The sequence below is a fragment of the Paenibacillus gorillae genome (assembly GCF_000513275.1).
Taxonomy (GTDB): Bacteria; Bacillota; Bacilli; order Paenibacillales; family Paenibacillaceae; genus Pristimantibacillus; species Pristimantibacillus gorillae.
In genome coordinates this window covers 67,817-79,719 of record NZ_CBVJ010000014.1, presented here as the reverse complement: position 1 = coordinate 79,719, position 11,903 = coordinate 67,817, and the positions used below count along the sequence as shown (strand labels likewise).

The 11,903-nt window shown below is 51.7% G+C and carries 8 protein-coding genes; all 8 read right to left on the bottom strand.

The genetic code is table 11. The features are described from left to right. Nucleotides 1–127: 127 nt before the first annotated feature. Complete coding sequence (gene pyrE / locus TY10_RS01505; RefSeq protein WP_042159864.1) at nt 128–775, bottom strand: orotate phosphoribosyltransferase; 648 nt, start codon at nt 773–775, stop codon at nt 128–130. A gap of 1 nt (nt 776) precedes the next feature. Next, nucleotides 777–1,502: an orotidine-5'-phosphate decarboxylase gene (gene pyrF, locus TY10_RS01500; RefSeq protein WP_042159862.1), complete on the bottom strand. Its 726-nt coding sequence runs from the start codon at nt 1,500–1,502 to the stop codon at nt 777–779. A 120-nt stretch (nt 1,503–1,622) separates the two neighbouring features. Next, nucleotides 1,623–4,844 (bottom strand): carbamoyl-phosphate synthase large subunit, encoded by a 3,222-nt coding sequence (gene carB, locus TY10_RS01495; protein WP_042159860.1) that lies wholly within the window; start codon nt 4,842–4,844, stop codon nt 1,623–1,625. Beyond that, nucleotides 4,831–5,976: a carbamoyl phosphate synthase small subunit gene (locus tag TY10_RS01490; protein WP_042159856.1), complete on the bottom strand. Its 1,146-nt coding sequence runs from the start codon at nt 5,974–5,976 to the stop codon at nt 4,831–4,833. Before TY10_RS01490 ends, carB begins: the two co-directional genes overlap by 14 nt. A 40-nt stretch (nt 5,977–6,016) precedes the next feature. Beyond that, nucleotides 6,017–7,309, bottom strand: a complete 1,293-nt coding sequence (locus tag TY10_RS01485) for a dihydroorotase (RefSeq protein WP_042159855.1) — start codon at nt 7,307–7,309, stop codon at nt 6,017–6,019. 68 nt (nt 7,310–7,377) lie between these two features. Beyond that, a complete protein-coding gene (locus TY10_RS01480) occupies nt 7,378–8,277 on the bottom strand; it encodes an aspartate carbamoyltransferase catalytic subunit (RefSeq protein ID WP_042159853.1) in 900 nt (299 codons plus the stop codon). Continuing rightward, complete coding sequence (pyrR, locus tag TY10_RS01475) at nt 8,274–8,846, bottom strand: bifunctional pyr operon transcriptional regulator/uracil phosphoribosyltransferase PyrR (RefSeq protein ID WP_042159915.1); 573 nt, start codon at nt 8,844–8,846, stop codon at nt 8,274–8,276. Before pyrR ends, TY10_RS01480 begins: the two co-directional genes overlap by 4 nt. Nucleotides 8,847–10,595: 1,749 nt before the next feature. After that, on the bottom strand, nt 10,596–11,831 hold the full coding sequence (locus tag TY10_RS01470; RefSeq protein WP_042159851.1) for an LL-diaminopimelate aminotransferase: 1,236 nt from the start codon (nt 11,829–11,831) through the stop codon (nt 10,596–10,598). Between the last annotated feature and the right edge of the window lie 72 nt (nt 11,832–11,903).

Below are 11,903 nucleotides of genomic sequence, written 5' to 3'. Positions count from 1 at the left end.
CAAATCCACTTGAAAACATCACGAAATAGGATCAATATTTGCAAAAAAACTGTCGAAGAAGACAAAAAAACAGACCTATCAGAGTGAAAGGTCTGTTCGGATGACAGGAAAGGTCTGCAAGTTAATTTTACTTCCCGAATGAATGCGGGTCCTGACGCCAGGATTGAAGCAGTTCAACGTCCCCGCTCTCAACTTTGCCAGCTTCAAGTGCAGCTTGAATCAGCGCCGTGTAGTTCGAAAGCGTCTCAAGCGGCATATTTTCTGCTGCAAAAGCAGCGGCAGCTGATTCGAATTGATACGTAAAGATTGCGAGAACGGCAAGCACTTCTGCTCCAGCTTCACGAACAGCAAGTCCCGCTTTGAGGGAGCTGCCGCCTGTAGAGATCAGATCCTCGATGACGACAACCTTTTGTCCAGGCTGGATCTTGCCCTCGATTTGGTTCTGTTTGCCATGTCCTTTCGCTTTATCGCGAATATAGACCATTGGCAAGTTGAGCTTCTGCGATACCCAAGCCGCATGAGGAATACCTGCCGTCGAAGTTCCCGCAATAACTTCTGCATCGGGATAATTCTCGCGAATAACAGCTGCAAAGCCTTCTGCGATCAAATCGCGGATAGCCGGGTAAGACATCGTCAGCCGATTGTCGCAATAAATGGGCGATTTAATGCCCGAAGTCCAAGTGAACGGCTCGTTCGGACGAAGCGCCACCGCCTCGATCTCCAGCAATTTGGCCGCGATTTGGGCCGGCAGGTTCTTCAATGTCACTTCACTCATCTTAGATCAGCTCCTCAATAATGGATTCTAATGCAGTACGAGGCTCGTCCGCCGCCGTGATTGGACGGCCGATGACCATATAGTCTGTGCCTTGATTCAATGCTTCACGCGGCGTCATAATTCGGGATTGGTCATTAAGCGCTGCTCCGCTTGGACGAATGCCTGGCGTCACCGTCTGGAACGATGCGCCGCAAGCCGCTTTAATCGCTTCGACTTCCATCGGAGAAGCTACGACACCGCTCAATCCTGCCTGCTTCGCAAGCTGGGCGTAGCGAATGACTGCATCTTCTACGGTTCCGGCAATTCCGATCTCATTATTCAACGTCGCCTGGCTCGTACTGGTCAGCTGCGTTACTGCAATGACAGCCGGACGGACTTGTCCGGAAAGAAGAGCAGCATCAACGCCTTCTAAAGCCGCTTCCATCATCGCCGCTCCGCCTGCCGCATGAACGTTGAACATATCGACGCCCAGCTTCGTTACGCTATTCGCGCCGCCTTTGACCGTATTCGGAATGTCATGCATCTTCACATCAAGAAAGACCAAGTAGCCCTTCTTCTTCAGCTCCTCGACAAAGGACGGTCCAGCTGCGTAGAACAGCTGCATGCCTACCTTCATATAGCACGGTATGCCTTGCAGCTCTTGCAGCAGACGCTCAGCCGCAGCAGCATCGGCATAATCGAGAGCAACCATAATTTTTCCGGCTGCTTGCTCACGCGTTAATCCCATCGTTATACGCCCCTTTCGGTTTTTACCCGTAATAAACGGCCATCCGCCGGCTTCGCAAGAGCAGTGCCACATAGGCCCGAACTTGCGAAGCAACAGCGCTGGCCGTGCTTTCACTTGCTATTATTTCGGTTGTACGACTGGCATCGCGCGGGACGAGAAGTTGATCGTCTCCAGCATGCGAAGCAGGGCGCGAACCGTATCGAGTGAGGTCATGCAGACTACGCCGTTCTCTACCGCTTCACGGCGAATCCGGAAGCCGTCGCGCTCCGGCGTTTTGCCTTTGGTCAACGTGTTGACAACAAAGTGTGCTTCGCCTTCACGGATAAGATCGAGAATGTTTGGCGTGCCTTCGCTAAGCTTGTTCACGCGTCTTACGCGCAAGCCTGCCGCTTCAAGCGTATCGGCTGTGCCGCCAGTTGCAATGATTTTGTAGCCCAGATCGTAGAAGCCGCGCAAGAGTTCTGTCGCTTCTTCTTTATCTTTGTCCGCTACTGTAGCGATAATCGCACCAGTCATCGGGATTTTCATACCTGCGCCAATGAGGCCTTTGTACAGCGCTTTGGCGTATTGCTCGTCGCGGCCCATAACTTCGCCAGTCGACTTCATTTCCGGCGTCAGTGTCGGATCGACGCGGCGCAGCTTCGCGAAGGAGAATACCGGCACTTTTACCGATACATAGCTGTCTTCCGGCCACAGGCCGTCCACATAGCCAAGATCAGCAAGCTTAGTACCCAGAATTGCTTTCGTTGCAAGGTTCGCCATCGGTACATTCGTGACCTTGCTCAAGAACGGTACAGTACGGGACGAACGCGGGTTAACCTCGATCACGTATACTTTATCGTTATGAATTACGAATTGGATGTTAACCAAGCCAATGACGTCGAATTCTTTCGCAATCTTCGTCGTAATGTCGATGATTTGGTCTTTAATGTCATCTGACAGCGATTGCGGAGGATATACCGCAATCGAGTCGCCGGAGTGAACGCCTGCGCGCTCGATATGCTCCATGATGCCTGGAATAAGAACTGTTTCACCGTCGCAGATCGCGTCGACTTCCGCCTCTTTGCCCAGCATGTAACGGTCGATCAATACCGGATGCTCTGGATTGATTTTTACCGCGATTTCCATGTAGCTGAGCAGCTCTTCATCGGAGTAGACGATTTCCATAGCACGTCCGCCAAGGACGTACGATGGACGAACGAGTACCGGATAGCCGAGCTTTTGCGCCGTCTCAACCGCTTGGTCAACCGAAGTAACCGTGCTGCCTTCCGGCTGTGCAATGTTCAGCTTGCGAAGCAAAGCTTCGAACTTCTTACGGTCTTCCGCTGCATCGATGCTCTCCAGGCTCGAGCCCAGAATGCGAACGCCTGCTTTAGTCAATGGAGCAGCAAGGTTGATCGCCGTTTGGCCGCCGAACTGAACGATAACGCCAATTGGTTTCTCTTGCTCAATTACGTTCATAACATCCTCAAAGAACAACGGCTCGAAGTAGAGTCGGTCGGATGTGCTGAAGTCAGTCGATACCGTTTCCGGGTTGTTATTGATAATAACCGCTTCGTAGCCTGCGCTCTGAATCGCCCATACCGCGTGAACGGTCGAGTAGTCGAACTCGATGCCTTGGCCGATACGGATCGGACCGGAGCCCAGTACGAGAACTTTCTCTTTATCGGATTGCGTCACTTCGTTCTCAACTTCATAGGTTGAATAGTAGTAAGGCGTAGTCGCTTCGAACTCGGCTGCGCAAGTATCTACCATTTTGTATACCGGCAGAAGGTTCAGCTCTTTACGGAATGCGCGGATATCATGCTCATTCGTGTGGCTGCCGTTCGGGAAGCCTTCGTTGCGGATCTCGGCGATGGAACGGTCCGAGAAACCTCTGCGTTTCGCTTCATACAGCGTGTCGCGAGTCAAGGAAGCTTCGCGGCGGATACGATCCTCGAATTGAATAATCGATTCGATGCGGTCCAGGAACCACCAGTCGATTTTCGTAATATCTTGAATTTCTTGAAGCTTGTAGCCGCGGCGGAAAGCTTCCGCTACGAGGAACATCCGCTCGTCGTCCGGCTTTTCAAGACGAGCTCGCAATACAGCGTCTTCCAGGGAAGAAGCTTCTTTCAGATGCAGACGGTGCGTGCCAATTTCAAGCGAGCGAACGGCTTTGTGAATCGACTCTTCGAACGTACGGCCGATAGCCATAACTTCGCCAGTCGCTTTCATTTGCGTACCGAGCTTGCGATTAGCGTTGACGAACTTGTCGAACGGCCAGCGCGGAATTTTCGATACGATATAGTCTAGGGTTGGTTCAAACATCGCATAAGTTTGACCCGTAACCGGGTTGATGATTTCATCCAGCGTGTAGCCAATTGCGATTTTCGCTGCCATTTTTGCAATCGGATAACCAGTTGCTTTGGAAGCGAGCGCCGACGAGCGGCTTACGCGCGGGTTAACTTCGATAACATAGTATTGGAAGCTGAACGGGTCCAGTGCGAACTGAACGTTGCAGCCGCCTTCGATGTTCAAGGCGCGGATAATTTTGAGCGATGCGGAGCGAAGCATTTGGTACTCGCGGTCCGACAGCGTTTGGGAAGGCGCTACGACGATACTGTCGCCAGTGTGAACGCCAACCGGGTCGAAGTTTTCCATGTTGCAGACAACGATACAGTTGTCGTTCGCATCACGCATAACTTCATATTCAACTTCCTTCATGCCTGCGATCGATTTCTCGATCAGACACTGGTTAATCGGGCTGTAACGAATACCGGAAGCAACCGTTTCAAGCAGCTCTTCTTCGTTCGCGCAAATACCGCCGCCTGTACCGCCCAGAGTGTAGGCCGGACGAACGATGATCGGGTAGCCGATTTCGTTGGCAAAAGTAACCGCATCTTCAACCGTCGTTACGATAACGCTCTCTGGTACTGGTTGTTCAAGCTCGCGCATCAGATCGCGGAACAAGTCACGGTCTTCTGCTTTCTCGATTGCAGTCAGCTGCGTACCGAGCAGCTTCACATTCTCAGCTTCCAGAACGCCTGCGCGCGCCAGTTCAACAGCCATGTTCAGGCCTGTCTGGCCGCCCAGCGTCGGCAGCAAGCCGTCTGGACGCTCTTGGCGAATAATTTGTGATACGAAGTCCAGTGTAATCGGCTCGATGTACACTTTGTCGGCCATGTTCGTATCGGTCATGATTGTAGCCGGGTTGCTGTTGATCAGAACAACCTCATAGCCTTCTTCCTTCAACGCTTGGCAAGCTTGTGTGCCGGCGTAATCGAACTCCGCCGCTTGTCCAATGACAATCGGGCCGGAGCCGATGACGAGAATTTTTTTGAGTTCATTATTTTTGGGCATACTGAAGCTCTCCTTTCAACGTTGCCGCAAGTATAGCTTGACGAGGCTTCTGCGGGTTATTTTGCTTATGTGTGCGGATCATTTCAAGGAATTCATCAAACAAATAGCTGGAGTCGAATGGACCTGGTGCAGCTTCCGGATGGTATTGTACCGTGAATGCCGGATATTTGTTATGTTTCAAGCCTTCAATCGTTTTATCGTTGTTGTTGATATGCGTAACGGACAGGTCCGTATCTTTTATCGACTCTTCCAGAACCGTGTAACCGTGGTTTTGGGAAGTGACATAGCATTTGTTTGTTGCCAATTCTTTAACCGGGTGGTTGCCGCCGCGGTGGCCGAATTTCAAGCGGGTTGTATCAGCGCCGCAAGCAAGTGCGAACAGCTGGTGGCCAAGGCAGATGCCGAAGATCGGATATTCGCCGAGCAGCTCGGAAATCATTTTAACCGCATGCGGAACATCTTTCGGGTCCCCAGGGCCGTTGGACAGCTGAATGCCGTCCGGAGCAAGCTTGCGGATTTCGTCAGCTGTCGTGTCGTGAGGAACAACAACCACGTCGCAGCCGCGTTTTGTCAGCTCGCGCAGGATGCCGCTTTTTGCGCCGAAGTCGACAAGAACGATACGCTCGCCATTGCCAGGGCTCGAGAATACGTGCTTCGTAGATGTACGGGCAACTTGATCCGTCATAAGCTGTGTCAGGCCAAGACGCTCTTGCAGCTCTTCAACACGCTCCGTGCCAGTTGTCAGAATGCCTTTCATCGTGCCGTGCTGGCGAAGAATACGAGTCAGCATACGAGTATCGATGTCGCTAATGCCTGGAATGTTGTACTCCTTCAGCAATTGGCCAAGGGAATATTGAGCGCGCCAGTTGCTTGGCACCGGCTCGTGACGGCGTACAACAAAGCCGTGAATGCTTGGGCTGATCGACTCGAAGTCGTCGCGCGAAATGCCGTAGTTGCCGATAAGCGGGTATGTCATCGTTACGATCTGTCCGCAGTAGGACGGGTCAGAAAGCACCTCTTGGTAGCCTGTAATCCCTGTATTAAACACGACTTCTCCCAACGTTTGCGTTTCTGCGCCGAACGAGAGTCCCGTGAACAACGTTCCGTCTTCCAACAATAATCTTGCTTGCATCCGTATCACTCCTCAGGTCATCTTAATTCTCAGTAATATATCAGTTAGCGGATTCGCTGTACACGACAGCTCCGTTCACAATTGTCGTTACCGGCCAGCCTTGCAGCTTCCAGCCGCCAAATGGCGTGTTGTTGCTCTTCGAAGCGAAAGTCGATGGATCGACTGCCCGCTCGCTGTTCAGATCGATCAGGGTCAGGTCGGCAGGTGCGCCTTGCTCCAGCCGTCCAGTCGGCAGGCGGAATACGCGAGCCGGATCGCTGGTCATCCGTTGAAGAAGGAAGCCCAGCGTCCATTTGCCTGTCAGCACGAACTTCGTATAGAGCAGCGGGAAAGCCGTCTCGAAGCCAACGATGCCGAATGGCGCCAGTTGGATTTCACGTGCTTTCTCTTCCGCGCTATGCGGAGCATGGTCCGTTACGATCATATCGATCGTGCCGTCCTCCAGCGCTTCGATAACGGCCTGCACATCGCGCGGGGTGCGAAGCGGCGGGTTCATTTTCCAGTTCGTATCCAAGCCCGGAATATCTTCGTCCGACAGCACCAGGTGATGCGGGCAAACCTCAGCGGTAATCCGTACGCCAATTGACTTGGCCAGACGGATCAGGCGAACCGATTGCTCCGTGCTTACATGGCAGACATGATAGTGAACGCCTGTCGTTTCCGCAAGCAGTGCATCGCGGCCGACATGAATGGCTTCCGATTCATTCGGAATGCCTTTTAGGCCGTTTTTGCGGGCAAACTCGCCTTCGCTGAAGAAAAGTCCCTCAACGAGCGTATTGTCTTCACAGTGCGCGATGACCGGCATATCCATCGATTGTGCAAGCGTCATTGCATCCTTCATCATTTGCGCGCTTTGTACACCTACGCCATCATCCGTAAAGCCGATTGCGCCAGCTTCTTTCAGCGCTGCAAAGTCGGTAAGTTCACGACCAAGCTGATTTTTCGTAATCGCTGCGTAAGGCAGGACGCGTACAACGCCTTCGTTGGCGTTTTTGTCCAAAATGTATTTCACCGTTTCCGGTGTATCCGTTGAAGGTCTCGTGTTCGGCATGCAGGCGATCGTTGTGAAGCCGCCTTTCGCCGCCGAGCGGGTGCCCGTTGCGATATCCTCTTTATATTCAAAGCCCGGGTCGCGCAAATGCACGTGCATATCGATCAGGCCTGCGGAGAGCAGCTTTCCTGCCGCGTCGATTACTTCAGCAGAACCTGTATCCGGCGTGTTAGCTCCATCTATAATTTCGGCAATTTGTCCAGCTTCCACGCGCACATGCTTGTTCAGCAAGCCGCCAGAAGCTTCGTCCCATACGTTGCCGTTCAGAATCCATAATGTCATTGTTTGTTCCCCCTCCGGTTTTATTCGGTTCACATTCTATCCGTTCGCTTTGTTAGCGGACGTTTTCGTTAGCTTAGTGCCCGTTCGACAACCGCCATCCGGATTGGCACGCCGTTCTCCATTTGCGGAAAAATACGTGATTGCGGGTGCTCGACCAGCTCATCGTCAATTTCTACGCCCCGATTGATTGGAGCCGGGTGCATAATAATGGCATGATCTGCTATTTTGGCTGCCCGCTCTACTGTAAGACCAAAGTGCTCGCGGTAGTTTTCCGCTGAGTTCAGCATACCGTTTTCATGGCGTTCCAGCTGTACACGAAGCATCATGATAACATCCGCTTTCAGCGCTTCTTCCATGGAGACATATGGAGCGTCAAGCTCTTCTGCTCTCATATTGCCCGGTGAGCAGAAGCTGACATTTGCTCCGAATTTCCGAAGTGCATACAGATTGGAGCGCGCCACCCGGCTGTGCAGTACATCGCCGATGATGGTGACGTTCAAACCGTTCAAGCTGCCGAATTGCTTACGCATCGTGTACAGATCAAGCAGCGCCTGTGTAGGATGCTCGTTGTTGCCGTCGCCTGCATTGATGAGCGGCACTTTAATTTTAGTGGCCAGCTCCGCCAGTACGCCGATTGGCTTCAGCCGGATGATGCCGGCGTCGATACCCATCGATTCCAGCGTACGAACCGTATCGTAGATCGATTCGCCCTTCTGCACGCTCGATACGGCGGCCGAGAAGTTCAGCACTTCCGCTCCGAGCCTTTTCTCCGCTACTTCGAACGAGAACCTTGTTCTCGTGCTGTTCTCAAAAAACATATTAGCTGCGAATTTCCCCTGCATGACCGTGTGCACCTTGTTCGGGTGCTGCTCCCAATAAGCGGCGCGGTCCAGAATCGATTCGATTTCATCTTTCCCTAGATCTTTCAAACCGAGCAAACTCCGTTGTTTCAGTTGCGTCAGCGTCATCCGGCTTGCCCCCTCTGATGTATAATCTTTACTTGGTCTTTGCCGTCAAATTCCTTGAGGGATACTGCGATTTGCTCTTGCTTTGATGTAGGAACATTCTTGCCTACAAAATCCGGCCGGATCGGCAGCTCCCGATGTCCTCTGTCCACCAGCACTGCAAGCTGAATGCTTTGCGGTCTTCCGCAATCCATAAGTGCATCCATCGCTGCGCGGATCGTTCTTCCTGTAAAAAGAACATCATCGAACAAAATAATTTTCTTGTCCTGCACACTGAAGTTCAGATCGCCGATTGCGGCTGCAATCTCGATATCGGCCTTTATCCCGGCCGCTGCCGTCTTCCGGTCATCCCGGTAAGAGGTAATGTCCAGATCGCTCACCTCCACCGGCTTGCCTTCGATGTCTCGGATACGTTCAGCGATTCTTCTGGCAAAGTAAATGCCCCTTGTCCGAATGCCGATCAGAACACAGTTGTCTATGCCTTTGTTCTTCTCTACGATCTCGTGAGCAATACGCGTTAGCGCCCTCCGGATCGCCGTTTCATCCATAATGACCAGATGCTCGTCTTCCATATTCGAAAAGCCGCCTCCCGTCCGTTCCATCTTGTGCTGCTGTTCTTCCGTGCTGTTTCCTGTTGCTGTGTGTTTCGTGTCTTGCATTGCGTTGTCGCTAAGGAGGCAGGGCATAAAAAAAACTCCTCGCGATTGACGCAAGGAGCCTGAGATCGACAGAGCACAATAGGCTGAATTTGCCGACAGCCGTCCCTTCTGGACGCGGTTCGACAAAGCCCGTACATGTGCTTGCCCGATCTGTTATTCACGCTACCTTGCCAGCCTCACAGGGCTGAGTTAAAGGTACTGCTATATATCAAAGGAATTATCACATATTCGACAAAAGATGTCAAGGTCATTTGCTCCCATAGACGAAAAAAGAACGTTGGTTAGCTAGAACATTTACACACCGCTCAATATGACTGCTCAACCGTCGCTTTCGCATCTCATTGCAGTATACTTACCACACAACCGCCACTGCCTCACTCATTGCTACATGCTCACTACTCAACCGCCGCTTCCTCATCCCATTGCTACATGCTGACTACTCAACCGCCGCTTTCTCATCCCAGTTGCAGTAACGTCCCCTTACTTCTGCCCAGTTCAAATTAACGAAGCTGCTTCGTTATTTTGCGAACTAATTTTCGCTGTAGCCGTCGGATACGAGCCCCATTCACTCTACAGCGAACATAATTTCGCTACTGGCGAACCTACGTTCACGAATTGCGAAAAGAAGTTCGCTATCCATCCGTAGACAGCTGCCAATGCCTTCCACAGCGAATTTAACTTCTCTATTTAGCGAACCCGCTGCGCTAATCCGTATAATGAACGCTCAAACTGACCTCTCTTTCGCCATTCACGCACTCCATTGCCAGTAAACAGTAAAATCCCCTACCTTTATCGCCCAGTTCAAAATAACGAAGCTGCTTCGTTATTTTGCGAACCAATTTTCGCTGCAGCTGTTGGATACGAGCCCCATTCGCTCTACAGCGAAGAAAATTTCGCTACTGGCGAACCTACGTTCATGGATAGCGAAAAGAAGTTCGCTATCCATCCGTAGACAGCTGCCACAGCCTTCCACAGCGAATCCAACTTCTCTATTTTGCGAACCCGCTTCGCTAATCCGTATACTGACATCTCAAGCTGACTGCCCAACGCCACTTTCGCATCTCATTGCCATTTGCTGAATACTGAAACTGCCGCTCCTCATCTCATTGCTGTGTGCTGACCAATTAATCCACTGCCTAATCCCAGTTGCAAGTAGTATCCCCTACTTCTGCCCAATTCAAATTAACGAAGCTGCTTCGTTAATTTGCGAACCAAATTTCGCTGTAGCTGTCGGATACGAGCCCCATTCACCCCACAGCGAACATAATTTCGCTACTGGTGAACCTGTGTTCACGGATAGCGAAAGGAAGTTCGCTATCCGTCAGCACACAGCCGCCTCAGCCTTCCACAGCGAATCCAACTTCTCTATTGAGCGAACCCGCTTCGCTAATCTAGGTCATCTAATTTGCAACAGCGCAACATGCGACAACATGCTGCCTGCCACCCCAACCAGCAATCAGGTTTAACCGCCTACATGTTGACCCAGGACCCAGCAACGCATGCCACCGCGAAAAGACACCGCGTCCCGAGGACCGGGACGCGCGCTAAGATACGCACGCGTTGCAGTACATTTCCGCACCCCAGCACCACATCCCCCAACTCACGCAAAATAAAAAAAGCTCCGGCAAGGGCTCACCCCTGCCGGAACTCTTATTCATTCGCTTACAGCGAAAGATTGCGGATACGCTCAACCGCTTTTTCCGTATTTTCACGACTGCCGAACGCCGTCAGACGGAAGTAGCCTTGGCCGCTTTGGCCGAAGCCGACGCCCGGCGTGCCTACGATATTCGCTTCCGACAGAAGCTTATCGAAGAATGCCCAGGAATCAAGGCCGTTTGGCGTTTTCAGCCAAATGTAAGGCGCGTTCACGCCGCCGAATACTTCCAGGCCGATCGAAGCGAGGCCTTCGCGGATGATACGGGCATTCGTCATGTAGAAATCGACGAGCGATGCGATTTGCTCTTTGCCCTCAGGCGAGTAAATAGCTGCTGCACCGCGCTGCGTTACATAGGATACGCCATTGAACTTCGTCGTGTGGCGACGGTTCCACAGATCATTGATAAGCACTTCGCCACCGTTCGCATCCAAGCCTTTCAGATCGCGAGGAACAACTGTGTATGCGCAACGAACGCCGGTAAAGCCGGCTGTTTTGGAAAAGCTGCGGAATTCGATTGCAACTTCACGCGCGCCTTCAATCTCATAAATCGAATGCGGCACGTCATCTTCCTGAATGAACGCCTCGTACGCCGAATCGTACAGGATGATGCAGTTGTTCGCCTTCGCATAATCAACCCATTTTTTCAACTCTTCCTTCGACAGCGTCATGCCAGTCGGGTTGTTCGGGTAGCAAAGGTAGATCAGATCGACTTTGCGGTCCGGCAGACTCGGCGTGAAGTTATTTTCGGCAGTACATTCCAGATAAACGATGTTCTCATACCGGTTCGTCTCTTTGTTGAACTTGCCGGAACGGCCAGCCATAACGTTCGTGTCCACGTATACAGGGTATACCGGATCCTGTACGGCTACGATACTGTTCTCGCTGAAAATTTCCTGAATGTTGCCAACGTCGCATTTCGAACCGTCGCTGACGAACACTTCATTCGTTTGGATATCAATGCCGCGAGCTTTGTAATCATTCTCGATAATTGCATTAATCAGGAAATCATAACCTTGCTCCGGGCCGTATCCGCGGAAAGAACCCGGGGATGCCAGCTCATCCACAGCTGCGTGCATCGCTTTCGTAACTGCATCCGGCAAACCGCGCGTTACATCGCCGATACCTAAGCTGATGATTTCAGCATTCGGATTTTCTTGAATAAATTTATTGCGGCGTTTGGCAATTTCGGAGAACAGGTAGCTGCCCTGCAGCTCCAAATAATTATGGTTAATATTCGTCATGAACGTTCACCTATCCTTATTCTTCATTAATCGTCATCCATCTAAGCTTTAGAATAAGAATAATATACTTTC

Bases quoted from the DNA above. Each gene is read 5' to 3' on its own strand.
- pyrE (WP_042159864.1), bottom strand. From the start codon at position 775: ATGAGTGAAGTGACATTGAAGAACCTGCCGGCCCAAATCGCGGCCAAA.
- pyrF (WP_042159862.1), bottom strand. From the start codon at position 1,502: ATGGGATTAACGCGTGAGCAAGCAGCCGGAAAAATTATGGTTGCTCTC.
- carB (WP_042159860.1), bottom strand. From the start codon at position 4,844: ATGCCCAAAAATAATGAACTCAAAAAAATTCTCGTCATCGGCTCCGGC.
- TY10_RS01490 (WP_042159856.1), bottom strand. From the start codon at position 5,976: ATGCAAGCAAGATTATTGTTGGAAGACGGAACGTTGTTCACGGGACTC.
- TY10_RS01485 (WP_042159855.1), bottom strand. From the start codon at position 7,309: ATGACATTATGGATTCTGAACGGCAACGTATGGGACGAAGCTTCTGGC.
- TY10_RS01480 (WP_042159853.1), bottom strand. From the start codon at position 8,277: ATGACGCTGACGCAACTGAAACAACGGAGTTTGCTCGGTTTGAAAGAT.
- pyrR (WP_042159915.1), bottom strand. From the start codon at position 8,846: ATGGAAGACGAGCATCTGGTCATTATGGATGAAACGGCGATCCGGAGG.
- TY10_RS01470 (WP_042159851.1), bottom strand. From the start codon at position 11,831: ATGACGAATATTAACCATAATTATTTGGAGCTGCAGGGCAGCTACCTG.